Genomic DNA, 26,885 nt, shown 5'->3' on the forward strand with positions numbered 1-26,885 from the left:
CTCAGTTCAGTTTTTCAGGAGTTTTTCATGATGCCTCTTGCCGCGAAGAGATTGCTACTCTGTGGCTTATTCAGCCTTCTGACAGCCTGCGATAATCCAACGCCGACAACACAGCGCCCTTTGCTGACAATTGAAGGCAAAACCATGGGGACGTTTTACAGCGTAAAAATTAGCGGCGACATCACCGAAGACAAAACGCAGCTGCAACGGGAAATCGATGTTCTGCTGGAGCAGGCCAATAACGATATTTCTACCTACCGTGACGATTCAGTCCTGTCGCGTTTTAATCAGTACCGAGGAACGGATCCCCAGCCCATCAGCAATGGCATGGCGGATATCATTCTGGCCGCGCTGCGTATCGGTAAAGCCACGCACGGCGCGATGGATATCACCGTCGGCCCGTTGGTTAATCTCTGGGGATTCGGCCCGCAGAAGCAGCCTACGCGGATCCCCAGCCAGCAGCAGATCGATGTAGCTCGGCAAAATGTCGGGTTGCGTCACCTGAAGCTGATCGGTGACGAAAAAGGGGAATGGATTCAGAAAGATCTCCCGGATTTGTATGTCGATCTCTCCACGCTGGGCGAAGGGTACGGCGCAGACGTTCTCGCGCAGTTAATGACGCGCAAAGGGATCACCAATTATCTGGTTTCCGTCGGCGGCGCGGTTTCCAGCCGTGGGGTGAACGCCGAGGGTACGCCGTGGCGCGTGGCGATTCAGAAACCCACCGATCAGGAAAATGCAGCACAGGCGGCGGTGAATTTGCAGGGGTATGCGATCAGCACCTCCGGCAGTTATCGGAATTATTTTGAAGAGGACAGCAAGCGCTATTCTCACGTTATCGATCCCGAGACGGGCAGACCGATTACTCATCAGCTGGTTTCTGCGACCGTGATTGCGCCAACTGCGCTGGAAGCGGATGGCTGGGATACCGGTTTGATGGTGTTGGGGACGGAGAAGGCGTTGAAGCTGGCAGAACAGCAGGGGCTAGCGGTTTATCTGATTACCAAAACGGATAAGGGCTTTAGCGCGGTAATGACGCCACAGTTTAAATCCTTCCTGATTGCAGCACCGTAAGAAACGAAAAGGCCAACAGCAACCCCATCGAGATGAGATCGAGATACATGAGGCGACCACGAAGTGAGGCATCCCTGCGGGAACCTCATCTCCGTGTTTCCCCTAAAATCTGACATCGTCGGTTGCTATGACGCCCGGCAGTCACCGAGCGTCATAGCATTCACCGTACTGATTACTTATGCTCAGCCAGATTCAGCCAGGTTTGCACCACGGTGTCCGGGTTAAGCGACAGGCTATCAATGCCCTGTTCCATCAGCCAGAGCGCGAAATCTTCGTGATCTGATGGGCCCTGACCGCAAATACCGACGTATTTGCCCTGTTTCTTGGCAGCCTTGATCGCCATCGACAGCAGCGCCTTCACCGCATCGTTACGCTCATCAAACAGCGACGATACCACGCCAGAGTCGCGATCCAGACCTAGCGCCAGCTGTGTCATGTCGTTTGAACCGATAGAGAAGCCATCAAAGTGTTGCAGGAATTCATCGGCCAACAGCGCGTTGGACGGAATTTCGCACATCATGATGATTTTCAGACCGTCCTCGCCACGGCGCAGACCTTGATTCGCCAGTTCAGCCACCACCGCTTCCGCTTGTGCCACGGTACGAACGAACGGGATCATGATCTCGACGTTCTTCAAGCCCATCACGTTACGCACGCGTTTGACGGCTTCACATTCCAGCGCAAAACAGGCTTTGAAATCCGGCGACACGTAGCGACCCGCACCGCGGAAGCCCAGCATCGGGTTCTCTTCTTCCGGCTCATAGCGCTCACCACCGACCAGATTGGCGTACTCGTTCGATTTAAAATCGGACAGGCGGACGATAACGCGTTTAGGCGAGAATGCGGCTGCCAGCGTCGCGATTCCTTCCGTCAGGCGACCGACGTAGAACTCCACCGGGTCGTCGAAGCCCTGCATCAGTGTCTTGATCTCACGTTGCACCTCAGGGGCTTGCTGGTCGAATTCCAGCAACGCACGCGGGTGCACGCCAATCATGCGGTTGATGATGAATTCCAGACGCGCCAGACCGACGCCATCGTTTGGCAGGCAGGCAAAATCAAATGCGCGATCAGGGTTACCTACGTTCATCATGATTTTCAGCGGCAGTGCTGGCATTTCATCAATCTGTGAACTCTTCACGGAGAAGTCCAGCAGATCCTGATACACATAGCCCGTGTCGCCTTCCGCACAGGAAACGGTCACTTTCTGCCCTTTGCGCAAACGCTCGGTTGCATCGCCGCAGCCCACAACGGCCGGAATGCCCAGCTCGCGCGCGATAATCGCCGCGTGACAGGTACGTCCACCGCGATTGGTGACAATCGCCGCCGCTTTCTTCATGATCGGTTCCCAGTCTGGGTCGGTCATGTCGGTCACCAGCACATCGCCTGCGTTGATCAGGTGCATCTCGCTGATGTCCTGAATCACTTTCACTTCACCCGCACCGATGCGGTGCCCGATCGCACGGCCTTCCACCAGTACCGTACCGCTGGCTGGCAGGTGGTAGCGCTCCATCACCTGACCGTTGGAACGAACCGTTTCCGGGCGCGCCTGCACAATATAGAGCTTGCCGGTATGACCATCTTTCGCCCATTCGATGTCCATCGGACGACCGTAGTGTTTTTCAATCAGCAGTGCCTGACGCGCCAGCGCCTGCACTTCATCATCCGTCAGGCTGAAACGCGTCGTTTGTTCTGTCGGCACATCTTCAATCCGCACCTGCTTGCCATGTTCCTGGCTCGCGGCATACACCATACGGATTTTTTTCGATCCCATATTACGGCGCACAATCGCAGGTTTGTTGTTCTGCAACGTTGGCTTGTGAACATAGAACTCATCCGGGTTCACCGCCCCCTGCACCACCATTTCACCCAAGCCGTAAGCTGACGTAATGAACACCACCTGATCAAAACCGGATTCGGTATCAATGGTAAACATCACGCCCGCAGAGGCCAGATCGGACCGCACCATGCGCTGCACGCCTGCCGACAGCGCCACGCCACGGTGGTCATACCCCTGATGCACACGATAGGAGATCGCACGATCGTTAAACAGCGATGCAAATACGTGCTTCACGGCCACCATCACCGCATCAATGCCCTGCACGTTCAGGAAGGTTTCCTGCTGACCGGCAAAGGATGCATCCGGCATATCTTCTGCCGTAGCGGAAGAACGCACGGCAAACGAGGCGTCTTTCTCACCGTCGGCCAGTTTCTGGTAGGCGTCACTGATTGCCTTCTCCAGCTCCGGCTGGAATGGCGTGTCAATAATCCACTGGCGGATCTGCGTACCGGCGCTCGCCAGTTGACTCAGATCGTCAATGTCGGTGCGATCGAGCAGCTCATAAATGCGCTGGTTAATCCCGCTTTGATTAAGAAAATCATTAAACGCCTGCGCCGTTGTCGCAAAGCCGTTGGGAACGGCTACGCCCAATTCTGAAAGGTTGGTGATCATTTCACCCAGAGAGGCATTTTTGCCTCCCACCCTTTCAACGTCGTGCATACCGAGCTGGTTATACCAAAGGACATTACGCAAATCAGGGCCGTTATTGGACATCGAAAATAATCCTTTCTGCATACAATTAGGGTATGAAAGAGTTCGGTTGAGAATCGCCTCAACGCAATCAGGTTAGCATAGCGTTTTGATGAACATGGACAGGTGAATCGATCAACCTATGAAAAAAAACTGATTTCACGGCGAATGATTGCTTAACGCGGTAAAAATCCAATATCGTAGAAGATTAGTATTCTTTATCATGAAGATAATGAAATGGCGTTTTAATAAAAGTATTCTTGAAATGCAATTTTTGACGAGGTTAACGTGTTCGAGTTGTCGGAAATATCAACAGGGGGTTATGTGGAAAGAAGCGTATTTTATGTCTCGGACGGTACGGCCATTACGGCAGAAGTACTGGGCCATGCGGTGCTGTCCCAGTTCCCTGTGAACACGGTTAGCTATACCTTACCTTTCGTGGAAAGTGAAGCGCGCGCCAAAGCCGTGTGCGAGCAAATCAATACGTTGTATCAGCAAACCGGTGTGCGTCCGCTGGTGTTTTATTCCATCGTCACGCCGACCGTGCGTAACATTATTACCAGCAGCGAAGGATTTTGCCAGGACATCGTACAGGCGCTGGTTGCTCCCTTACAGGAAGAATTGAACACGCCGCCGACACCGATTGCCAACCGCACTCACGGTTTGACAGCCAATAATCTAAGCAAATACGACGCCCGTATCGCCGCGATCGACTATACGCTGGCGCACGATGACGGCATCTCGCTGCGCAATCTCGATCAGGCACAGGTTATTTTGCTGGGCGTGTCGCGCTGCGGCAAAACGCCGACCAGCCTATATCTGGCGATGCAATTCGGCATTCGCGCCGCCAACTATCCTTTTATTGCCGATGATATGGATAACCTACGCCTGCCCGATGCGTTGAAACCTTTCCAGCACAAGCTATTCGGGCTCACCATTGATGCCGAACGACTGGCGGCCATTCGGGAAGAGCGCCGGGGCAACAGTCGCTATGCGTCGCTGCGCCAGTGCCGCATGGAACTCAGTGAGGTTGAGGCGCTATTTCGCAAACACCAGATTAAATATCTCAATACCACCAATTATTCTGTTGAGGAAATTTCCGCCAAAATCATCGACATTCTCGGCATGAGTCGAAGAATGTACTAGTACATGAGAGATTTTTTATCCTGATGCGGTTGTAATGTGCGCCAGTTCGTTTATTGTGTGCTCCATCACTTCCCGGCATTTCGCCGCTGCGAAGCAACCTTTTAGTCGGAAACATAGCCTGAAAACGCTGTCTGAAAACACCGTTATGTCCATACATTTCGGTGCTGGCAGGTTTTCGGCTTGACCGCATTCAGAGATAAAACATGCTGCAAACAGATGAACTGCGGAGCGCGCGCATCGAGAGTCTGATTACGCCTCAAACGTTATTCGCCAGACTCCCCATTACCCCTGCCGTTGCCGAAAATGTCACCTCGTCACGCCAGAAAATTGAAGCCATTCTAACTGGTCAAGATCCCCGCCTGCTCGTCGTAATTGGCCCCTGTTCGATCCATGACACCGACAGCGCCTTAGATTATGCACGCCGTCTGGCCGCGCTACGCACGCAGTATCAGGATCGACTGGAAATCGTCATGCGCACCTATTTTGAAAAACCGCGCACGGTGGTGGGCTGGAAGGGACTCATTTCCGATCCCGCGCTCAATGGAACGTTTCAGGTGAATGAAGGGCTGGAAATTGCGCGCCGCCTGCTGCTGGACGTCAATCAACTTGGATTGCCGACCGCGACAGAATTCCTCGATATGGTCACCGGCCAGTATATTTCCGATTTGATTAGCTGGGGTGCGATTGGTGCAAGGACCACCGAAAGCCAGATCCACCGCGAAATGGCTTCTGCGCTGTCCTGCCCTGTCGGCTTCAAGAACGGCACGGACGGCAACACGCGTATCGCCGTCGATGCCATTCGTGCCGCTCGCGCCCAGCATATGTTTCTCTCGCCGGATAAACAGGGATTCATGTCGGTCTACAAAACGCAGGGCAACCCGTTCGGCCACATTATTATGCGTGGCGGGAAAAAACCGAACTACCACGCGGAAGATATCGCCGCGGCCTGCGCTCACCTGCGTGAATTCTCGTTGCCCGAACATCTGGTGATCGATTTCAGTCATGCCAACTGTCAGAAACAGCATCGCCGTCAGCTCGACGTAGCCGATGATATCTGCCAGCAAATTCGTGCCGGTTCACGTGCCATCGCGGGCATCATGGCGGAAAGTTTCTTAATCGAAGGCAACCAGCCAGCGATCAACCCTCTGGCATTGACGTATGGGCAATCCATTACCGATCCTTGTCTGAGCTGGCAGGACACCGAAACGCTGCTGGCGCGTCTGGCGGACGCCGTTGACAGTCGTTTTTAATCCGATATACGCTGGCACACTCACCTTCTCGGTAGGGTGCCAGCCGTTTTCCTGCTTTCCCGCCGCTTATTTCGTCATCTCATCGTATTAACGCAGCACGTAAATACCTTTTACTATTCCTCTTATTCCACTTATTAAGAAAACTTCACTTGAGGTTGCTTTTTTGTTACATGAAAATGATTCTCATTCATTGCTATAATTAATACGACAACGATTAAGGGAACGAACGAGATGCAGACGTCCATTTACCAACAATACCTTCAGGCGAAAATTGAACATCCGCGTAAATACGCCCGCGATTTGGCTGCGCAACTCGGCATCAGCGAAGCGGAACTAACCCACGCCCGTGTCGGACACGATGCGCAGCGCCTGCAGGGTGACGCCAAAGTTTGGTTAAGCGCACTGGAGCAGGTTGGTAATACCAAGTCGATCACACGTAACGAATACGCCGTGCATGAGCATACTGGTTACTATCAGAACCAGACGCTTGATGGGCATGCCGGTCTTATCCTCAACCCGCGCGGGCTGGATCTGCGTTTGTTCCTTTCTCAGTGGGCTTCCGCCTTTGCGCTGCGTGAAAATACCGCACGCGGTGAGCGTCAAAGCATTCAATTTTTCGATCATCAGGGTGATGCCATTCTGAAGGTCTACACGACCGACACCACGGACATGGCCGCCTGGCAGCTATTCGTTGAGAAATTTACCAGCAGCGAAAATCCAGCCCTCGCACTTCGTCCAGCGAACAGCGCGGCAGTGGAGCAGGTTGTTGCCCATAATCCTCAGCTTGAAGCGGAATGGCGTGCGATGACGGACGTGCATGATTTCTTCATTCTGCTCAAGCGCCATAACCTGACTCGCCAGCAGGCGTTTAACTCGGTCGCTGACGATTTAGCCTACCGTGTAGACAACGACGCGCTGTCGCAGATTCTGTTTGCCGCGCGTGAAGATCAAAACGAAATCATGGTATTTGTCGGTAACCGTGGCTGTGTGCAAATCTTTACCGGTACGCTTGAGCGTGTAGAGCGTATGGAACAACATGCAGAGTGGATTAACATCTTTAATAAAGATTTCACCCTGCACTTGATCGAAGGCGCGATCGCTGAAAGCTGGATCACGCGTAAACCGACGGCCGACGGCATTGTAACCAGCCTCGAGCTCTATGCCGCAGACGGTTCTCAAATTGCACAACTCTTTGGGCAACGTACCGAAGGCACGCCGGAACAACAGCAGTGGCGCGACCAGATCGATGCCCTGAAACCGTACAAGGAGCTCGCCGCATGAAAAACTGGCTATTCCCCCTGCTATTGACACTCCCGCTGGGGGTGTCTGCTGCCGAACGTATCGTTTCTATCGGCGGCGACGTCACGGAAATCATCTATGCACTGGGCGCAGAGAAAGATCTGGTTGCGCGTGATAGCACCAGCCTGCACCCAGAATCCGTGAAGAAACTGCCTGACGTGGGTTACATGCGCCACCTCAATGCCGAAGGCATTCTGGCGATGAAACCGTCTCTGGTCCTTGCCAGCGATTTGTCTCAGCCTTCTCTCGTCTTACAGCAGGTTGCGGAGAGCGGCACCAAAGTGGTCCACGTTTCCGCTCAGCCAGCGCTGGATGCAGTTCCGCAGAAAATTAGCGCCATCGCACAGGCGTTGGGTAAAGACACAGAAGGTAAAAAGCTGACGGAAACCTATCAGCAGCAGTTGGCGGCGGTCAAAACCGCACCATTGCCTGTCAAGACGCTGTTTATTCTCAACCATGGCGGTATGAGTGCGATGGGCGCAGGCAAAAATACGCCGCCAGACACGATCATTCGCCACGCAGGGTTACAGAATGCCATGCAGAATGTTGAACGTTACCAGCAACTATCGCAGGAAGGCGTCATTGCCAGCGCGCCAGATCTGATTCTGATCTCCAGTCAAGGACTGAAGACACTGGGCGGCGAAGCGCAAGTCTGGAAATTACCCGGTCTGGAACTAACACCGGCGGGTAAAAACAAGCGTCTGCTGGTCGTCGATGATATGGCAATGCTGGGCTTTACGCTCGAAACGCCAGCGTTGATGGCAACGCTGCGTCAGACAGCCGAAGCGATCAAATGACGTCACGGTTTCATCCGCGCACCTGGTTGATCGCGCTGTTGTTGCTCATGGCGGTACTGATGGTGGGTGCTGCCAACATGGGCGCGTTGACGTTGTCGCTCAAGACGCTATGGCAGACGCCTTTTGACGATCCGCTCTGGCATATCTGGCTGAACATCCGCGTCCCCCGCGTGCTGCTGGCGATCCTCGTCGGCGGCGCGCTGGCCTGTTCAGGCACGATTATGCAAGGACTGTTTCGCAATCCACTGGCCGATCCCAGCCTGCTTGGCATCAGCAGCGGCGCAGCGCTCTGCGTGGCACTCACTATCGTTCTGCCGCTCGGTCTTCCCCCTCTGCTGGCGCTTTACAGCCCGATGTTTGCCGCTTTCGCGGGTAGTCTGGCGATTACCGCGATCATTTTTATCCTCAGCCGCTCCGAACAGGGTGGATTAACACGATTACTGCTGGCAGGTATCGCGCTCAATGCGCTGTGCCTTGCGCTGATCGGCGTCTTAACCTACATCAGCACCGACCAACAATTGCGCCAGTTCTCGCTTTGGGGCATGGGCAGTCTTGGACAGGCTCAGTGGCCAATGCTGTTGGTTACCAGCACACTGGCGATTCCCGGCATGCTTGCCACGCTGTACTACGCGCGCCGTCTGAATGTGTTGCAGTTGGGAGATGAAGAGGCGCATTACCTTGGCATCAACGTAAAGCGTACCAAGTACGCGCTGCTGCTACTGAGTTCACTGCTAGTGGGTGTCGCCGTGGCGGTCAGCGGCGTGATTGGGTTTATCGGGCTCATTATCCCCCACCTGATGCGTTTGCATGTGGGTGCCGACCATCGCTGGCTTATTCCCGGTTCTATCCTCGGCGGTGCCTGTCTGCTGTTGTTTGCTGATACGCTGGCGCGCACGCTGCTTGTTCCAGCGGAAATGCCCGTTGGGCTGTTAAGCAGCCTGATTGGCGGGCCGTATTTCTTATGGCTGATCGTTCAGCATAAAGGACGGGGCAATGACTAACTCAACTCTCGATCGGACGTTAGTCGCACGCCATTTGCGCTTTCAGACCAACGGTCGTTATCTGACGGATGACGTTTCTCTGGAATTGCACAGCGGGGAAATCGTCGCGATTATCGGTCCTAACGGCGCAGGGAAATCTACCCTGCTCCGTTTACTGACCGGTTATTTAACGCCAGATGAAGGCGAGTGCCTGTTGGCCGGACAGCCGTTTTCGCACTGGCAGCCCGGCGCGCTGGCAAAAACACGTGCGGTGATGCGCCAGCATAGCGGTATGGCGTTTGCGTTTAGCGTGCGGGATGTCGTTGCAATGGGGCGTTCCCCTCATGGTCGCTACCCGAAAAATGATGATGTGATTCAGCAGGTCATGGCGCAAACGGGCTGTCTGGAACTGGCTACGCGCGACTATCGCCAGCTTTCTGGCGGGGAACAGCAGCGTGTACAGCTCGCTCGCGTGCTGGCGCAGCTGTGGCATCCAGAACCGACGCCGGGTTGGTTGTTCCTCGATGAACCCACATCGGCGCTGGATCTGTATCATCAGCAGCACCTCTTGCGGCTGCTCAAGCAGCTTACGCGTGAACAGCCGTTATCCGTATGCTGCGTCCTGCACGACCTGAATCTGGCGGCGCTGTATGCCGACCGCATTCTGCTGTTGCACGAAGGAAAGCTGGTCGCACAAGGCACGCCCGCGCAGGTATTACAGGCAGACACGTTGACCCACTGGTATCGTGCCGATCTCAGCGTCGGTTCACACCCTGACTACACCATTCCGCAGGTTTATCTGCGGCAATAGCCAAGTCCCCCTGCTCCGGTTCAGCTGGAGCAGGAAATCTCCAGATGCTTGCCCCACTCTGGCGGTAACGCCGCCAAATCGTTCTTTTCCGGCTGTTCATCAAACGGTTGGCACAGCGTCTGATGCAGACGCGCCAACACACTAATGTCGTCGCTTTCCGCCCGTTCAATCGCCATTTGCGCCAGATAATTACGCAGAATATATTTTGGGTTCGTCGCATTCATCAGCCGACGACGTTCTTCATCGCCCTGTTCTTCCTGCATCAGCCTCTGGCGATAGGTCGCAAACCAGCTATCGAACGCGGCCCTGTCGATGAATTCATCACGGAGCGGCGAGTGCGATGCCTGCTTTTCGCTATCGGCCAGCAGGCGGAACGTGCGGGTGTAATCGCTGCCTTCCTGCTGCATCAGACGCAACAGCCCGACCAGCACGTCATTATCCTCGGGGCTCGCGGTAAAGAGGCCCAGCTTAGCGCGCATCAGCGTGCCATAGTGCTGCATCAGCGCCGGTTCATAGCGGGCAAGCGCGCGCTCCAGCGTTTCCGTGTCCATCAGCCCCGACAGCGCCTGCGCCAGACGATGCAGATTCCACAGCCCCACGGCGGGCTGATTGTCAAACGCGTAGCGCCCGCGATGGTCGGAGTGATTGCAAATGAAATCGGGTTGATACGCATCTAAAAAGCCATAAGGGCCGTAGTCGATGGTCAGTCCCAGAATCGACATGTTGTCCGTATTCATTACGCCATGCGCAAACCCGACGACCTGCCAATGCGTAATCAGTCGAGCGGTACGTTCTACCACATCGCCGAACCACAGTTCATAGCGACGCTCGTCGTTTTCCCACTGCGGCCAGTGGCGAGCGATCACATACTCCGCCAACTGACGTACTTTTTCCGGCTCACGGCGATAGTAGAAGTGCTCAAAATGGCCGAAGCGTACATGGCTTTCCGCCACGCGCAGCAGCATGGCGCCCTTCTCTTCCTGCTCACGCTGCACCGGGTGTGTGCTGGTGACAATCGTCAGCGCCCGCGTGGTGGGAATACCCAGATGGTGCATGGCTTCCGAGGCCAGAAATTCGCGTATCGCCGAGCGCAGCACCGCGCGACCGTCACCCATACGCGAATACGGTGTCAGCCCTGCGCCTTTCAGGTGCCAATCCATGCTGCGGCCATCCGGCAGCTGTTGTTCTCCCAGCAGGATGCCGCGTCCGTCACCCAGTTGACCAGCCCACATGCCAAACTGATGGCCGCTATAAACCTGCGCCAGCGGCTCCATTCCCGGCAGCAGACGCTCGCCACTCCAGACGGCATCCTGTTCTGGCGTAAACCAGTCGGAAGACAGCCCAAGCTCCGCGGCCAATCCCTCACTGTGATAAAGCAGGCGAGCGCCATGCAGCGGCGTAGGCTGTAGCGCGGTGTAGAACCCCGGCAACTGGTGAAAATAGTGATTATTGAATAACGGTGTTTGCTGCATCCTGTCTCCCTAATACCACTCTGTTCAAGTGAAGAGAGCCACGCGCTCATCACACTACGACTCATGGGTAAACAGAAAGTGTAGAGGGATGGCAATCGAATTAACACTGAGGAAACGCAGGGGTATTATTTCCCTTACGTTTCCTTGTCATCGATTCGTTGAGAAAAACAGGATGTTTAACGCAGGCTCTGCTCCAGCCAATCGGCTAGTTCCTGTAACTCGTTTTGCTGTTCGGGGAACGTCGTAATCAGTGCCTGACAGGCGGCTGCCATGTTTTCCGGGCGATATGCCGTTCTCTGTAATGCGGAGGCGAGTGCTTCTAACGGTGCAGGGTTCAGGCTATCGGTATAAATCTGCGCGCGGACAATCACGCCGCGTTCCACATCGAAATGTAATTCAACGCCGCCCCAGGTAAAGCGGTTATCGAGTAAATGCGAGAAATCCGGTGCCTGACCGAAATTCCATTCCCAGCTACTTTGACGCGCAAACTGTTCACTGAATCCCGGTAGGTCCGGGTAGGCGGAAGGCGAGATAATTTCTGGTTCACACTGTTCGCCGAAATAATCAAAGAAGGCCTGCGTCACCGCCTGACTAATGACCTGGTGATCGACAGAGGGCAGCAATTCCACCAGATTGGCGACGCGGGAACGCACGGACGTAATCCCTTTTGCCTGTAGCTTCTTAACGTCTGGATTCAAATAATCGGCTAAGCGGCTAAGATCGGCGTTCAGCAGCAGCGTGCCGTGATGAAAGCCACGATCTTTGGTTTCACGGTAGGCAGAACCGGACACCTTGCGCACGCCGTCCGTGGTTTCCACCACCAGATCGTTACGCCCCGAGGCACTGGCCTTTAATCCCAGCGAACTGAGTGCATCCAGCACAATCTGCGTTGAGACGCTTTTATCGTACTCCGGTTTGCCCGCCATGAAGGTAAAGCAGGTATTCCCGAGATCGTGAAAGACCGCTCCACCGCCGCTGCTGCGTCGTGCCAGCTTGATGCCATCCTCTTCCATCCGCCGCGTATTGCACTCTTTCCACGGGTTCTGGGCACGGCCAATGACTACGGTTTCCGCATTGCGCCACAAAAATAGCACCCGCTGCGTGGTGGGCATCTGGCGAAAGATGCACTCCTCAACGGCCAGATTAAACCAGGGATCGTAAGAGTCAGAGATCAATAAACGCAGAGAGGACATGAGCAGCTCCGTGCTGTAAGCATAATAAAAGGGGGGAAATTAGATGCGGCGGGCCTGCCAGTACGCCCGTTTCCAATACACGTTATCCAGCGACGAGCGGATTACACCCTGACTGGTGGAGGCATGAATAAACTGGTCGTCTTTGTCATAAATGCCGACGTGCAGCCCACTGCTGCCGCTGCCCGTTTTGAAAAAGACCAAATCGCCCGGTAACAGGTTATCGCGGTCAACGCGCTCGCCCAGTTCGGTTTGTGCTTCCGTGGTGCGTGGCAGCTGCATGCCAAACCTATCGCGAAATGTCAGGTAGACAAAGCCGGAACAATCGACGCCGTTACGATCCAGCCCGCCATAGCGATAAGGCGTTCTATACCATTGCCCCAGTTGATCGTTTAGCTGCACCATCACCATAATCGAATCGCTCAGACGCGCATTCGGCGGCGGATTATTATGCCGACTACTGCTACAGCCGACTAAAATAAGGCTGGCGAGAATCAAAGCATGTCGTAAACGTATCATCGCGATTACCATAAAACCGCCGAGGCCATAGACCTCTAGCGTTTGAAAATGCTAGGTATTGGATTAATTTAGCGTTTAATCGGGGTAACTGGCAAGTAAAGGCGATTTTTCCTATTTTCTGACGACGCCATTTTCTGGCAGCGCTAGGCGCTGCGCGTGATGATCCAGTTTCTGCCATCGACCACGTGCCGCTGAAACGCGACACCGAACACAGGAGACAGCACCTCCGGCAGCATGACCTCCGCCGTTTCGCCCTGCGCCACCAACGCCCCTGCCGACAGCAGCCACACGCGATCCGCATGATGGGCGCTGTGGTTCAGATCGTGTGCACAAACCACGACCGCGATACCCAAACGACAGAGCTCACTCAGTAACGCATCCAGTGCCACCTGCTGAGCCACATCGAGGCTATTGGTCGGTTCATCCAGCAGCAACAGACGCGCGTGCGGATTGAGGGTCGGCCAAATCTGCAATAGCGCCGCCACCAGCCGAACGCGCTGCCACTCGCCTCCCGACAGCTGCGTGAGCGGGCGCGCCAGCTTATCGGTTAACATCAGACGTTCCGCCAGAAAATGCACCACCTTTTCAACCGCATCTTCCTGAGCCAGCGGCGGTTGATGCCGTTGCCAGTACTGGAATACCGGCATCAGCGCCAGCGGCGGTTGCTGCTGTGCCAGATAGGCTCGCCGTACGGCTAAATCCGCTGCCGTATACTGCGACAGCGGCGTGCCGGCCAGATAGACCTCGCCTTCTCCCGCCAGCAAACCCGCGGCTCTTGCCAGCAACGTGCTCTTTCCGGCCCCGTTCGGGCCGATGATGTGCAGCAGCTCACCGCGACGACACTCCGCGCTCGTCGGCGACAAACGCGGCGAGGCACCAGCCTGCCGCAACTGTAATACCGGTGAAGTCTGCTGCGTCACTTATTTTGCCAGCGCGTCTTCGATCGCTTTCACGATGGTGTCATGGTCAGGTGCCATATCCGGCGCAAAACGATCAATCACGCGTCCTTCGCGATCCACCAGGAATTTTTCGAAATTCCACAGAATGTCTTCCGGGTTTTTAGGCTTACGGCCTTTATTGACCAAACGGGCAAAAAAGTCACTTTTCCAGGTCCCGTTGGCTTCCGGCTGCTCGCAAATCAACACTTGGTACAGCGGATGACGGTTCTCGCCATTGACTTCAATTTTGCTGAACATCGGGAACTGAACGCCAAACGTCCCACGGCAGAATTCCTGAATCTCTTCTTCCGAGCCCGGTTCCTGTCCTGCAAATTCATTGGAGGGGAATCCCAGCACGACCAGACCTTTGTCGCGATAGGTTTCGTAGAGTTTTTCCAGCGCGTCGTATTGTTTAGTCAGGCCGCATTGAGAGGCGACGTTGACGACTAAAGCCACCTGCCCTTTAAACGCTTCAAACGTTGTTGCTTTCCCATCAATGGTGGTCAGCGGAATAGCATGGATTTCAGTGCTCATCGTTTTGCTCCCTTCAGTGATAAAACAGAGTTGATAAACAAAAGTGGATAGAACAAGACATATCGCTACAGTCGATTGCGTAATAGTAGCCAGATAAACCATGGCGATCCCAGCGTAGCGGTAACCACGCCTATCGGCAACTCGGCTGAACTTAGCGCAACGCGCGCGACCGTATCCGCCAGCAGCAGAACGCCGCTGCCGGCCAGCGCACATCCAGTCAGTAAATAGCGTTGATCGGTCAGTCCGCACAGCCGCAACATGTGTGGGATCACCAAGCCAATAAACGCGATGATGCCGGCCAACGCCACGCTCAGCCCGACCTGTACGCCCATAACCAGCACGAGAATCGTGCGCCAGCGATAGACAGGAATGCCCAATTGACGCGCCTGAATCTCACCGAGCGTCAACCCGTTCAGTACCGCACCCTGACGACTCAGCCACAGCAGCAGCGGCAAAAGCGTCAACATCAGCCAGCCGTGTCGCCAGTCAATGCCGCTGAAACCGCCCATCATCCAGTACATCAGTTGGCGTAAATCGAGGCTGGTACTGAAATAGACGGCCCAGGTCATCACCGCGCTACAGATAATCCCGAGCACAATGCCGATGAGTAATAAACGGGTATTGGAAATATGACGACGGGCAAAATGGAGTAACAGAAAGGTAATCAGCAGCGCGCCAGCAATGGCGCTCAAGCTTAACATCCAGACAGGCAGCAATCCCTGCCCCAGCAGTACCGTCAGCACTAAGGCCACGCCTGCGCCGTTGGCGACGCCCAGCAGCCCCGGTTCCGCCAGCGGATTATCAAAAACGGCCTGCATCACGGTGCCTGACATCGCCAGACTGGCACCCACCAGCATCACGGCCAGCGTTCTGGGCAAACGCAGCTGCCAGACAAAGAGCTGCTGAGCGTCATCCAGCCAGGCCGTCGGCCAAATCCAGCGTTCCCCCGCGCACAGGCTGACGAGCAGCGTGAGTGCGAGAAACGCCAACAGCAGTGCCAGACTCCGACGATCGCGTCTGCACTGCTGTTGTTTTAGCTGGCTGTAATGCGGTAACTGCGTCGCGTGCTTTAGCGGGATATCACCCGGCGATAATGGCTGCATTGTTCACCGTAACAAGGAATCCAGCGCAATAAAAAAGCGCAGTTAAGATAACGTATTGTCACGTATGTTAAACGATTTCGCCTGCCTTACACGCTTTTTCCTTGTTACCGCGACGCAATCAAAATGAATGCGGCCACTACTTGGTACTGCATACCGCAATATAGTTAAGCTGGTTTCGATTGCGGCGGAAAGTATGAAACATGTTGAAGAACATGTCCCGATTCTCTTTCTTAAGCGCATTTTTTACGATGCGCGCCGCACCCGCTACGCCTTCATCATAAATCAGCCCTTGTGGCGTCAGCAGCGTCATTGCGCCATTATCGTAGCTGACCTTGCTAAAACCACACTCCTGAAACAGCGTCACCCAGCGCTCACGCAGCATCGGCTGAGCATGCACGTTGATCGCTTTATGCATCTGTTCCACCGCCTGCAAGGCTCCGGTATCCTTCTCGGAAAGCAGCATGATGTCATGGGTAATCAAGCGACCACCCGGTTTCAGCACGCGATAATATTCGGCAATAATGCGGCTCTTGGCCTTGTCGGCATACATCGTCAGCATGGCTTCATTAATCACCACGTCGAAGTGATTATCGGGAAACGGCAGTTCCAGCGCATTTGCCTGCATAATCGTGACCTGCGATGCCAAGCCGTTCGCTGCAACATTCTCCTGCGCCTTCTGTAGCGCCACTTTATCCATATCCGCGCCGATAACCTGACAGCCAAAACGACGCGCAATCTCCATCGCCGTGGTGCCCATATTGCAGGCGACTTCCAGCACGACGCTGTCCTGTTGGAACCCAGCCTGACTGAGCAGCCATTCAGTTGCCTTTCTGCCGCCGGGGCGCAGACGCTTTTTCCCCAATCGGGCTAAAAATTTATGTCCTGCTTCATGATCGCTCATACTGTCACTCCTTAATTCGGTGTTATCGCGGTAGCCGTTTAGCGCCTACTGTGGTGGCGCTTAGTTGGTTTTCAGCGTCTTCAACATCGTCAGCAACATACGTGACGACTGCTGCGCATCAACAGCATGCGGAACATTGGCTGGCATACGCACTAGCGTACCGGGCTGCGCGACAACGGGTTCGCCACCGATCGTCAGCAATAATTCACCTTCAAGTACCATAACCAGTGCATCATAAGGGGCGCTGTGTTCGCTCAGCCCCTGCCCCTGATCGAAGGCAAACAGCGTGACATTGCCGCCGTCGGTACGAGCCAACACGCGACTGGCGATACCGTGTTCGGTTGGGGTAATCAATTCATGGAGAACCAACGCCTGTGCCGCCGGAAGGGTATTTTCTTTCATGGAAACTCTCCGCTATTCTCGATTCAGCGCGCCGTGATTTTGCTTGCTGAATTCATGCAAGTGATTATTATTTTCATTTGCTAGCTTAATGGTAATACCAGCCTCTGGGAGGGCAAATGACATTTGTCAAAAAAGCGCTATCGCCCGATGAATACGGTGACGTGCTGTTTCAGCATGACTGGATGCGTGATGAACCCAACAATGTGGTGTGTGAGCTATTGGCAAAAAGCGAGCGTCTGTTTTTCCGGCAGGATGATGTTCTGTTTCGCGAAGGCGACAAAATGCAGCACTGTTTGCTGGTTGAAGCAGGAAAATTGCAGGCTTTTCGCCATACCTATGGCGGCGATGAGAAGATTTTCGGGCAGTTTGAGCGCGGAGAATTTGTCGCCATCGCCGCGGTGTTTATGGATCACGGCCGCTTCCCGATGAATATCCGCGCGCTGAGCGAGGGTCACACGCTGATGATCCCACGGCAGGATATTCACCAGTTCTGTTTGCAACGCCCGGAGCTGGCGCTGCGTTTGCTGAATTATCTGGGCAAAAAGCTCTACTCGACGATCAACCAAATCGACTGGCTGACGTCCAGCTCCGCACCACAGCGTTTGGCAGATTACCTGCTGCGGCAGCACCACATTCAGCAAACTCAGCAACTGACATTACCGGTGAGTCGGGGCCAGCTCGCGACGTCATTAGGGATGCGCAGTGAAACATTGAGTCGATTGATGTCCGACTGGAAGCGGCAAGGCCACATTACCTATCGGGGTCATCAGGTGGAATTGTGCGATCTGAATTATCTGAAAGCACTGGCGGCCGAAGCCAGACGGACATTTTGATCGTTCTAAGCCTTTGTCGATTCAGGCATGACGGGTGGATAGAACCATTTTGGATATACTTTTTGACAATTGTCATTCCCACATCATCATATTATCAACTAGGCTTAGCTTACATTGATGAGAATAGCTCTCATTAACATAACTATCTCATTCATCTCGTGATGAGATACTGTGAGGGTAACGCTATGCTGGGCTTTTTCCGACGAACCTTATCTCTTCATGGAACATCGTCACGCCATGACAGCCAACAGCCGCCACATCCGCCGGCGGACTCGCCGACAGAAACCGCTGCGCATGCTCGCTGTAGCGAGAGTGAATATCGTTTCTTTAACCACGCCGCGATGTTGCCGTTCGATCAGCTTGATGAATGTTGCTGCGGCAACGATCGGCAAGAGAAAACGCCGTCCTCATACGATTCATGACGTTTTCTCTTTTTGCGGGCGCTTAAAACTTTTTGTGGACGCTTAAAATTTAATGCTTTGACCGCGCGTCAGCCAGGCAGCGACAAACTCGGGCACCACGGTGCTGGCGGGGCCGTAAATTTTTTCATCAAACTGGCTTTCGACCTGGCTGGGTTCCAGATTCAGTTCCAGCGTGTAGGCACCGTGCGAATGGGCCTCATGGACAAAACCGGCAGCGGGATAGACATGCCCCGACGTGCCAATCGCAATAAAGTAATCAGCCTGCGACAGTGCATGGTAAATCTTGTCCATGTGCAGCGGCATTTCACCAAACCACACCACATGCGGGCGTAACGGCGCGGGAAATTGACAGCAGTGGCAGCGTTCGCCAGCGGCGAGATCGTCTGTCCATTCAAAGATCTGTCCACTTTGGCTACAGCGTACTTTCAGTAGCTCACCGTGCATATGAATGATGCGCTTGCTGCCAGCACGTTCATGCAGGTTATCGATGTTTTGCGTAATCAGCAGGAAGTTATCTTCCAGCATCGCTTCCAGATTCGCTAATGCTAGGTGCGCAGCATTCGGTACAATTTCCGGCTGCTGTAGCTGACGACGACGGGCGTTATAAAATTCCTGCACTAGCTCTGGATTACGCTGAAAGCCTTCGGGCGTCGCGACATCCTCGACGCGGTGCTCTTCCCACAGGCCATCGGCTGCACGAAAAGTACGGATGCCCGATTCCGCTGAAATACCTGCGCCCGTTAATACTACCACGCGCGGTTTTTTCACTTCGCTTGCTGCCAGATAATCACGATGGAAAATACGCGCACGAAGACGCTGTTGCCGCATACGCTTTCCCTTATGAAACCGCCCTAATCGTTGACGCGTATACATACCTTCTCCAGCTAGTTATCCATTAAGTGTAGCAACGCCGCACCACGTACGCCGCCCGCATCGCCATGACGCGCTTTCTCTATACGTGGCAGTTTCGCAATCGGTAAAAGTCGTGGAGGAAGGCGCGTCGGCAGAATTTGATAGATTTCGTCAAAATTCGACAGGCCGCCGCCCAACACCAGCAGGTGTGGATCGAACAGCGTCAGCAGATTGCCCAGACAGGCCGCTAACAAATCCATAAAGCGATCGACAAACGCCTGCGCTTTTTCTTCTCCGCCGCGATAGTGCCGAATGATGGTCACGGCAGGCAGCGCCTCACCATACAGATGCTCGTACAGCCATTCAAAACCGCGACCGGAAATATAATTCTCGATACAGCCTGATTGACCGCAGCCGCACTTCACGCGGGGAATATCCACGCCGATGATATCCAGAGCGTCGGACGGCAGGCGAAGATGGCCGAACTCACCCGCGATGCCGTTGCGCCCGTCGACCGGACGCCCGTTAATCACCAAACCACCGCCCAGCCCCGTGCCTAGAATCATACCCAGCACGACAGGATAGGAACGAAACTCGGCGTCCCAGGCTTCCGACAGCACAAAGCAGTTAGCGTCGTTACTGATGCGAATATCTCGCTGCAAGCGCTGCGACAAATCCGTACGCAGCGGCTTTCCCATCGTCGCAGGCAGGTTAGCGGTGAATAGTGCACCGTCGTTACCTGTCTCCATGCCCGGTACGCCGAGACCGACCTTCCCCTGCATGCCGACCTGAGCGTCAGCTTCATGCACCAGATCGACCAGCGTCGTGAGCAGGTCATCATAATTACTGCGCGGCGTTGGCACCCGCTTTTGCCACACCTTGTTCAACTCCGCGTCGAACACGCCCAGCTCAATTTTCGTGCCGCCCATGTCAAAACCGTAGTACATGACTGCTCCTTAGGGTGTGTTCGATTTCCCACACGATAGGGACTATCCCCGTCATATCTCAAGCCGCATGTGCGTTGGCTTGGTTTACTGTCCGCTCAACACGCGGGCAGGATCAATCCGGCTGGCGCGCCGTGCCGGATACCAGCTGGCAATCAAACTCAGCACCAGCGACGTGCCTAATACGATCAAGACATCCGTTACATGCAGTTCAGATGGCAGGAAATCGATAAAATAGATGTCGCCGGACAGCAGCTTATGACCAATGATGGATTCAATGCCGTGAATAATCGGCGTCAATTGCAAGGTCGCGATCACGCCAATGACAGCGCCTATCACGCTACCCAGCAGCCCAGCCAATAGCCCGTACCAAATAAAGATAGCCCGAATCAGTCCGTCTGGAGCGCCCAGCGTACGCAAGACCGCGATGTCGCTACTTTTGTCTTTCACCGCCATCACCAGCGTTGAAACAATATTAAAACAGGCCACGCCAATCACCAGGATCATCGCCAGATACATGATGGTTCTCACCATCTGAATGTCCCGATACATATAACCATAGGTGCCAATCCAACTGCGAATAGAGACATAAGCCTTTGTGGCCATACCCGCATCGCGCACCAGTTTATTGGCGGAGAACACGTCGTTAGCCTTGATGGCGATCCCCGTTACGCTCTGCCCCATGTCCAGATATTGCTGGGCATCCGCCAACGGAATCAGCGCTAAGCCATGATCGAGCTGGCCGCTCAGCTGTAAAATACCGCTGACGTGCAGCCGGATGCGTTTCGGCTGCATCAGCTTCATTTCCGGGTCGCTGTTCGGGATCATCACCGTGACCCAGTCGCCTTCCGTCACATTCAGCGCCTTTGCCACGCCCTGACCGATAATGACCTGCTGCTCACCCGCACGGAAGCGCTGCCAGGCATCATTCAGCACATAGTTGGGCAGCGCGCTAAGACGTTTCTCCTGCTGCGGATCGACGCCTTTTACCTGCACCGCCTGAAGTTTGGCACCGTTCTCCAGCAGCCCGGTGAAATTGATATAAGGCGCCGCGGCCGCCACGCCAGGCACCTGTTCTATTTTCGGAAGAATGTCCTGCCAGCCGTCGAAAGGCTGATTGACCGGTGCGATTTCGCCGTGCGGAACCACGGCCAAAATGCGGTTGTTCAGTTCGCGCTCAAAGCCATTCATCGCGCTCAGACCGAGAATCAACACCGCTACGCCGAGGGCAATCCCGAGCGTAGAAATGACCGAAATCAGCGAAACCATGCCACCACGCCGACGGCCGCGGCTAAAGCGCAGGCCAATCAGCAACGAGAGCGGAGGAAATCTCATTGCCGCGCTCCCATCAGGGTCAGTTCCTGCTGCAACTGACCGTCACGCATTTCCAGTTGGCGGTTCAGTCGGCTAGCCAATTGCAGGTCATGCGTCACCACCAGAAAGGCAGTGCCCTGCCGGACGTTCAGCTCTCCCAGCAGTTCAAAAATGGTGTCGGTCGTACGCTGATCGAGGTTACCGGTTGGCTCATCCGCCAGCACCAGCGACGGGCTGTTCACCAGCGCTCTGGCAATGGCGACACGCTGCCGCTCGCCGCCGGACAGCTCCGATGAACGGTGGTGACTGCGTGCTTCCAGCCCCACAGCCGCCAGCATTTCGCGGGCTTTATCCTGTGCCTGTGACGTCGGTACTTTGCCAATCAGCAATGGCATTGCTACGTTTTCCAACGCAGTAAAATCCGGCAGCAGATGGTGGAACTGATAAATAAAGCCCAGCTCGCGGTTGCGTAAATCCGATTTTGCCGCCGCTGAGAGCGTATTCAGCGGCTGGTCTTTAAAGATAACTTCACCTGACGTCGGCGTATCCAACCCGCCCAGCACATGCAGCAACGTACTTTTGCCCGAGCCAGAACTCCCGACGATGGCCATCATCTCGCCGCTGTTCATTTCAAATGAGACATCGCGTAACACGTCGGTAGACAGCTTGCCGTCCTGATAGCGCTTCGACAGGTTAGTACACTGCAATAACGGTAAATCACTCATAACGTAAAGCCTCAGCGGGTTGAACGGCGGCAGCGCGCCATGACGGGTAAAGTGTTGATAAGAGGGCAATGACCATCGCAGAAATGGCGATCGTCACGACCTGCATGGGATCAATATCTACAGGCAACGCGGCCCCATCCAGCAATACGCCCAATATTGGCATCAGCGTATTCAGTTGGCTGGCTAATAGCGCCCCTAGCATTGCCCCTAACAACGCGCCAATCACGCCAGCGCTCCCCCCTTGCACCATAAACACCGCCATAATCTGACGTTGAGTCAGCCCCTGCGTTTGCAGAATGGCGACTTCTCCCTGTTTTTCCATCACCAGTAAACCCAGCGAGGTAATTATATTGAACGCGGCCACCGCGACGATCAGGCTGAGCAGCAGCCCCATCATATTTTTTTCCATGCGTACGGCCTGAAACAGCTCGCCTTTACGCTCGCGCCAGTCTTTCCAGACCGTGCCTTCCGGCAGTTTTTGCGTGCTCAGCGTATCGACCGACAGCGGCTTTTCCAGCCACAAACGCCAGCCGGTAATGTGGTTCGCCGGATAGCGCATCAAGCGAGAGGCATCCTGCTGGTTCACCAACAGCTGGTAGCTATCGACTTCGCTGTTCGCGGCAAAGGTGCCGGCAACGGTAAAGATACGCTGGCTAGGGATACGCCCCATCGGCGTCAGTTGGCTGGCGCTCGTGACCATCATGCGAATTTGATCGCCGGCCTTAACGCCCAGCTGTGCGGCCAGTTTCTCGCCCAAAATGGCCTGATACTGACCGGATTGCAGCTGCTGCTGTTTGACGTTAACCAGATAGCGAGACAGCGGCTCCTGTTCGTCAGGATCAATCCCTAACATCACGCCTACGGCGACGCTGCGGGCGCTTTGCAGCACCACATCGCCCGTCGTCAGCGGCGCAACGCGCGTCACGCCTTCCAGCGAATCTAAGGAGGAAGCGGGAATCAACGCCGGGTTCAGCGAATCTTGCGGCGTAGAGATGACCGCCTGAGGCATCACGCCCAGAATATTGCCTTCCAGTTCGCGCTCGAAGCCATTCATCACGGAAAGCACCGTGACCAGCGCCATCACGCCCAGCGTGATGCCAATGGCGGATAACCAGGAGACAAACCGGCCGAAGCGGTCTGATGCACGCCCACGCATGTAACGCAGGCCAATAAATAAAGCGACAGGTTGATACATGAAATCCGTCTGGATAAGGTTGCCAAAGCAAAGTGATCAAGGATAATAAAGGGTAGTACTGCTTTATGGAACCCTAACACCCTCACTCTACGGCTTTTTCTTATTCCTGGCCGGATGCAGGGAGGCGAGACCCGATAATCAGATGATGCCTGAAAATTACCGTTATTCGCTGCCGCCCAAAGCGGGTGAGCAGCGCCTGCTGGGCCAGTTAACCGGCGCTGCCTGCGCCGTTGAATGTGCAGAAATCATTGAACGCCACGCCGGGCTGGTGGTGCTTATCGCGCCGGATATGCAAAACGCTCTGCGATTGCGTGATGAAATTCAGCAATTTACCGACCAGCACGTCACCACCCTGCCTGACTGGGAAACGCTGCCCTACGATAGTTTTTCTCCGCATCAGGAAATTATTTCGACCCGCCTCTCCACGCTCTATCAATTGCCCAACATGACACGCGGCGTCCTGATTCTGCCGGTCAACACGCTGATGCAGCGCGTTTGTCCGCACAGTTTCCTGCACGGTCATGCGCTGGTGTTGAAAAAAGGCCAGCGCCTCTCGCGTGATAAGCTGCGTTCGCAGTTGGAGCAGGCGGGCTACCGCAGCGTCGATCAGGTTATGGAACACGGTGAATATGCCACGCGCGGCGCGCTGCTGGATCTGTTCCCGATGGGAAGTGAAGAGCCCTACCGTATCGATTTCTTTGATGACGAGATCGACAGCCTGCGTCTGTTTGATGTGGATACGCAGCGCACGCTGAATGAAGTACCGCACATCAATCTGCTGCCCGCCCACGAATTCCCGACCGATAAAACCGCCATCGAACTTTTCCGCAGCCAGTGGCGCGAACAGTTTGAGGTGCGACGCGATGCCGAGCACATTTATCAGCAGGTCAGCAAAGGCGTCTGGCCTGCCGGGATCGAATACTGGCAGCCGTTATTCTTCAGCGAACCGCTGCCGTCGCTGTTCAGCTATTTCCCGAACAACACGCTGATCGTCAACACGGGCAATATCGAACAGAGTGCCGAGCGTTTCTGGCAGGATATTCAGCAGCGTTTTGAAAGCCGCCGTGTTGATCCTATGCGCCCGCTGTTGCCGTCGGATTCACTCTGGCTGCGCGTAGACGGTCTGTTCACGGAGCTGAAAGCGTGGCCGCGCGTGCAGCTGAGAACCGATACGCTGCCGGAAAAAGCCGCCAACGTGAATCTGGCCTATCTGCCGCTGCCGGAGCTGGCGATTCAGCATCAGCAGAAATCCCCGCTGGATGCGCTGCGCCGTTTTATCGAACAGTTCGAAGGCCAGATTATTTTCTCCGTCGAGAGCGAAGGCCGACGCGAAACGCTGCAAGAACTGCTGGCGCGTATCAAACTGAACCCGACGCTCATCAGCACGCTGGAGCAGGCTCAGGATCGTGGCACTTACCTGATCATCGGTGCCAGCGAACACGGTTTTATCGACACGCTGCGTCAGCGCGCATTGATTTGCGAAAGCGATCTGCTGGGTGAGCGCGTCAGCCGCCGCCGTCAAGATAATCGCCGCACGATCAATACCGATACGCTGATCCGCAACCTAGCGGAGCTGCGGCCGGGACAGCCCGTCGTTCATCTCGAACACGGCGTTGGCCGTTATGCTGGGCTGACTACGCTAGAAGCGGGCGGCATCAAGGCCGAATACCTGATTTTGACCTATGCGGGTGAAGACAAGCTGTACGTTCCCGTTTCCTCGCTGCATTTGATCAGCCGCTATGCGGGCGGTGCCGATGAAAATGCACCGCTGCATAAACTGGGTGGCGATGCCTGGTCACGCGCGCGGCAAAAAGCGGCAGAAAGGGTGCGTGATGTTGCCGCTGAGCTGCTGGATATTTATGCCCAGCGCGCGGCGAAAAGCGGCTTTGCGTTTAAGCATGACAAAACGCAGTATCAGCTTTTCTGCGAAAGTTTCCCCTTCGAGACCACGCCCGATCAGGCACAGGCCATCAACGCCGTACTGAGCGACATGTGCCAGCCGCTGGCGATGGATCGTCTGGTGTGTGGCGATGTCGGCTTTGGGAAAACCGAAGTGGCGATGCGCGCCGCGTTTTTGGCGGTTGAAAACCATAAACAGGTCGCCGTTCTGGTGCCAACAACGCTGTTGGCACAGCAGCATTTTGACAACTTCCGCGATCGCTTTGCCAACTGGCCGGTGAAGATAGAAATGATCTCCCGCTTCCGCAGCGCGCGTGAGCAAACGCAGGTGCTGGAGGAAACGCAGGAAGGCAAAGTCGATATTCTGATCGGCACCCATAAGCTGTTGCAGAGCGACGTACGCTGGCGCGATTTAGGGCTGCTGATTGTGGACGAAGAACACCGCTTCGGCGTGCGCCATAAAGAGCGCATCAAAGCGATGCGGGCGGATGTCGATATCCTGACGCTGACCGCTACGCCGATTCCGCGTACGCTCAACATGGCGATGAGCGGAATGCGCGATCTGTCGATCATTGCTACGCCGCCAGCCCGTCGTTTGGCGGTGAAAACGTTCGTCCGCGAATATGACAATCTGGTGGTGCGTGAAGCGATTCTGCGTGAAATTCTGCGCGGCGGACAGGTGTATTACCTCTATAACGACGTCGAAAATATCGAGAAAGCCACCCAGCGGCTGGCAGAACTGGTGCCGGAAGCCCGCATCGCGATCGGTCACGGCCAGATGCGTGAACGCGAGCTGGAGCGGGTCATGAACGACTTCCACCACCAGCGTTTTAACGTGCTGGTGTGTACCACGATCATCGAAACTGGGATCGATATTCCAAGCGCTAATACCATTATCATTGAGCGTGCCGATCACTTCGGTCTGGCACAGCTGCACCAGTTACGTGGTCGTGTTGGGCGTTCCCACCATCAGGCTTACGCTTACCTGCTGACACCGAATCCTAAAGCGATGAGTACCGATGCGCAGAAGCGTCTGGAAGCGATCGCCTCATTGGAAGACCTCGGTGCCGGTTTTGCGCTGGCAACGCACGATCTGGAAATCCGTGGCGCAGGCGAACTGCTCGGGGACGATCAGAGTGGACAGATGACCAGCGTCGGTTTCTCGCTGTATATGGAACTGCTGGAAAGCGCCGTCGATGCCTTAAAAGCGGGCCGGGAGCCGTCGCTGGAAGATCTGATCAACAGCCAGACCGACGTCGAACTGCGTTTACCTGCCCTGCTGCCCGATGATTTCATCCCCGACGTCAATACGCGCCTGTCGCTATACAAACGTATCGCCAGCGCAAAAACCACCGCCGAACTGGATGAGTTGAAGGTCGAACTGATCGATCGCTTCGGTCTCCTTCCTGATGCAAGCCGCTATCTGTTGCAGATTGCCGCCCTGCGTCAACAGGCGCAGGCGCTGGGTATCCGCCGTATTGAAGGCAATGAGAAAGGTGGATTTATCGAATTCAGCGAGCAAAATCGCGTCGATCCGTCCCACCTTATCGGCCTGTTACAGCGCGATCCGGGCACCTACCGTCTTGATGGCCCAACTCGCCTGAAATTCATGAAGGATTTGAGTGACCGTCCGCAGCGCATCGAATTTATCGGTTCACTGCTGGGGAACATGGCGCAGCATACGCTGGCGGCGTAAGGCGTTTTCATCATAAACGGGAACCTGCAGGTTCCCGTTATTTTATGAATTCATATCGACAT

At 55.0% G+C, this 26,885-nt stretch carries 24 protein-coding genes; 10 read left to right on the plus strand and 14 right to left on the minus strand.

The window, feature by feature from the left end:
• The first annotated feature begins 27 nt into the window (after positions 1-27).
• Positions 28-1,074 carry an FAD:protein FMN transferase ApbE gene (apbE, locus tag NXT09_RS05885; protein WP_268579122.1) on the plus strand — a complete coding sequence of 349 codons (1,047 nt, stop codon included), beginning with the start codon at positions 28-30 and terminating at the stop codon, positions 1,072-1,074.
• Between the two features lie 172 nt (positions 1,075-1,246).
• On the opposite strand, the gene ppsA is transcribed toward apbE, so the two are convergent.
• Positions 1,247-3,625: a phosphoenolpyruvate synthase gene (gene ppsA / locus NXT09_RS05890; protein ID WP_268579123.1), complete on the minus strand. Its 2,379-nt coding sequence runs from the start codon at positions 3,623-3,625 to the stop codon at positions 1,247-1,249.
• A gap of 300 nt (positions 3,626-3,925) precedes the next feature.
• Between ppsA and ppsR the strand changes: the two genes are divergently transcribed.
• From ppsR to NXT09_RS05920, 6 genes are all read left to right on the plus strand, one after another.
• Positions 3,926-4,747: a posphoenolpyruvate synthetase regulatory kinase/phosphorylase PpsR gene (gene ppsR, locus NXT09_RS05895; protein WP_010276338.1), complete on the plus strand. Its 822-nt coding sequence runs from the start codon at positions 3,926-3,928 to the stop codon at positions 4,745-4,747.
• Positions 4,748-4,950: 203 nt separating this feature from the next.
• Positions 4,951-5,997: a 3-deoxy-7-phosphoheptulonate synthase gene (locus tag NXT09_RS05900; protein ID WP_268579124.1), complete on the plus strand. Its 1,047-nt coding sequence runs from the start codon at positions 4,951-4,953 to the stop codon at positions 5,995-5,997.
• A gap of 231 nt (positions 5,998-6,228) precedes the next feature.
• Positions 6,229-7,278, plus strand: coding sequence for a hemin-degrading factor (locus tag NXT09_RS05905; protein WP_268579125.1), 1,050 nt, complete (start codon positions 6,229-6,231; stop codon positions 7,276-7,278).
• A complete protein-coding gene (locus NXT09_RS05910; RefSeq protein WP_268579126.1) occupies positions 7,275-8,093 on the plus strand; it encodes a heme/hemin ABC transporter substrate-binding protein in 819 nt (272 codons plus the stop codon). Before NXT09_RS05905 ends, NXT09_RS05910 begins: the two co-directional genes overlap by 4 nt.
• The gene (locus NXT09_RS05915; protein WP_268579127.1) at positions 8,090-9,094 is read left to right on the plus strand and encodes a FecCD family ABC transporter permease; all 1,005 of its coding nucleotides are present in this window, start codon (positions 8,090-8,092) and stop codon (positions 9,092-9,094) included. Before NXT09_RS05910 ends, NXT09_RS05915 begins: the two co-directional genes overlap by 4 nt.
• Entirely contained in the window at positions 9,087-9,884 is a 798-nt protein-coding gene (locus tag NXT09_RS05920) for a heme ABC transporter ATP-binding protein (RefSeq protein ID WP_268579128.1), read from the plus strand. The genes NXT09_RS05915 and NXT09_RS05920 overlap by 8 nt, the downstream gene beginning before the upstream one ends.
• Before the next feature lie 20 nt (positions 9,885-9,904).
• Here NXT09_RS05920 and NXT09_RS05925 read toward each other — a convergent pair whose 3' ends face one another.
• The 8 genes from NXT09_RS05925 to NXT09_RS05960 all read right to left on the minus strand — a co-directional run bounded on the left by NXT09_RS05925 (position 9,905) and on the right by NXT09_RS05960 (position 16,943).
• On the minus strand, positions 9,905-11,356 hold the full coding sequence (locus tag NXT09_RS05925) for a protein adenylyltransferase SelO (RefSeq protein WP_268579129.1): 1,452 nt from the start codon (positions 11,354-11,356) through the stop codon (positions 9,905-9,907).
• A 176-nt stretch (positions 11,357-11,532) separates the two neighbouring features.
• Positions 11,533-12,549, minus strand: a complete 1,017-nt coding sequence (lplA, locus tag NXT09_RS05930; RefSeq protein ID WP_268579130.1) for a lipoate--protein ligase — start codon at positions 12,547-12,549, stop codon at positions 11,533-11,535.
• Between the two features lie 39 nt (positions 12,550-12,588).
• Positions 12,589-13,065, minus strand: coding sequence for a C40 family peptidase (locus tag NXT09_RS05935; protein ID WP_207783042.1), 477 nt, complete (start codon positions 13,063-13,065; stop codon positions 12,589-12,591).
• 143 nt (positions 13,066-13,208) lie between these two features.
• Positions 13,209-13,985, minus strand: a complete 777-nt coding sequence (gene btuD / locus NXT09_RS05940; RefSeq protein ID WP_268579131.1) for a vitamin B12 ABC transporter ATP-binding protein BtuD — start codon at positions 13,983-13,985, stop codon at positions 13,209-13,211.
• Entirely contained in the window at positions 13,986-14,537 is a 552-nt protein-coding gene (locus tag NXT09_RS05945) for a glutathione peroxidase (RefSeq protein WP_268579132.1), read from the minus strand. It lies immediately after the preceding gene.
• A 65-nt stretch (positions 14,538-14,602) separates the two neighbouring features.
• Positions 14,603-15,640: a vitamin B12 ABC transporter permease BtuC gene (gene btuC, locus NXT09_RS05950; RefSeq protein WP_268579133.1), complete on the minus strand. Its 1,038-nt coding sequence runs from the start codon at positions 15,638-15,640 to the stop codon at positions 14,603-14,605.
• Between the two features lie 136 nt (positions 15,641-15,776).
• Positions 15,777-16,541 (minus strand): class I SAM-dependent methyltransferase, encoded by a 765-nt coding sequence (locus NXT09_RS05955; RefSeq protein ID WP_095699846.1) that lies wholly within the window; start codon positions 16,539-16,541, stop codon positions 15,777-15,779.
• 60 nt (positions 16,542-16,601) lie between these two features.
• Positions 16,602-16,943, minus strand: a complete 342-nt coding sequence (locus NXT09_RS05960; RefSeq protein WP_095699847.1) for a cupin domain-containing protein — start codon at positions 16,941-16,943, stop codon at positions 16,602-16,604.
• A gap of 116 nt (positions 16,944-17,059) precedes the next feature.
• Between NXT09_RS05960 and NXT09_RS05965 the strand changes: the two genes are divergently transcribed.
• Positions 17,060-17,776, plus strand: a complete 717-nt coding sequence (locus NXT09_RS05965; protein WP_240585651.1) for a Crp/Fnr family transcriptional regulator — start codon at positions 17,060-17,062, stop codon at positions 17,774-17,776.
• 185 nt (positions 17,777-17,961) lie between these two features.
• A complete protein-coding gene (locus NXT09_RS05970) occupies positions 17,962-18,198 on the plus strand; it encodes a hypothetical protein (RefSeq protein WP_268579134.1) in 237 nt (78 codons plus the stop codon).
• 42 nt (positions 18,199-18,240) lie between these two features.
• On the opposite strand, the gene cobB is transcribed toward NXT09_RS05970, so the two are convergent.
• The 5 genes from cobB to lolC all read right to left on the minus strand — a co-directional run bounded on the left by cobB (position 18,241) and on the right by lolC (position 23,228).
• Positions 18,241-19,071 carry a Sir2 family NAD+-dependent deacetylase gene (gene cobB / locus NXT09_RS05975; protein WP_205554512.1) on the minus strand — a complete coding sequence of 277 codons (831 nt, stop codon included), beginning with the start codon at positions 19,069-19,071 and terminating at the stop codon, positions 18,241-18,243.
• An 11-nt stretch (positions 19,072-19,082) separates the two neighbouring features.
• The gene (gene nagK / locus NXT09_RS05980; protein WP_205554514.1) at positions 19,083-19,997 is read right to left on the minus strand and encodes an N-acetylglucosamine kinase; all 915 of its coding nucleotides are present in this window, start codon (positions 19,995-19,997) and stop codon (positions 19,083-19,085) included.
• Positions 19,998-20,081: 84 nt separating this feature from the next.
• The gene (lolE, locus tag NXT09_RS05985; protein WP_240585655.1) at positions 20,082-21,329 is read right to left on the minus strand and encodes a lipoprotein-releasing ABC transporter permease subunit LolE; all 1,248 of its coding nucleotides are present in this window, start codon (positions 21,327-21,329) and stop codon (positions 20,082-20,084) included.
• Entirely contained in the window at positions 21,326-22,033 is a 708-nt protein-coding gene (lolD, locus tag NXT09_RS05990) for a lipoprotein-releasing ABC transporter ATP-binding protein LolD (protein WP_268579135.1), read from the minus strand. The genes lolE and lolD overlap by 4 nt, the downstream gene beginning before the upstream one ends.
• The gene (gene lolC, locus NXT09_RS05995; RefSeq protein WP_205554526.1) at positions 22,026-23,228 is read right to left on the minus strand and encodes a lipoprotein-releasing ABC transporter permease subunit LolC; all 1,203 of its coding nucleotides are present in this window, start codon (positions 23,226-23,228) and stop codon (positions 22,026-22,028) included. Before lolC ends, lolD begins: the two co-directional genes overlap by 8 nt.
• Before the next feature lie 142 nt (positions 23,229-23,370).
• Here lolC and mfd point away from each other — a divergent pair, with 142 nt between their 5' ends.
• Complete coding sequence (mfd, locus tag NXT09_RS06000) at positions 23,371-26,823, plus strand: transcription-repair coupling factor (RefSeq protein ID WP_205568452.1); 3,453 nt, start codon at positions 23,371-23,373, stop codon at positions 26,821-26,823.
• Positions 26,824-26,885: the final 62 nt, after the last annotated feature.

Source organism: Pectobacterium jejuense, from assembly GCF_026800125.1.
Classification (GTDB): Bacteria; Pseudomonadota; Gammaproteobacteria; order Enterobacterales; family Enterobacteriaceae; genus Pectobacterium; species Pectobacterium jejuense.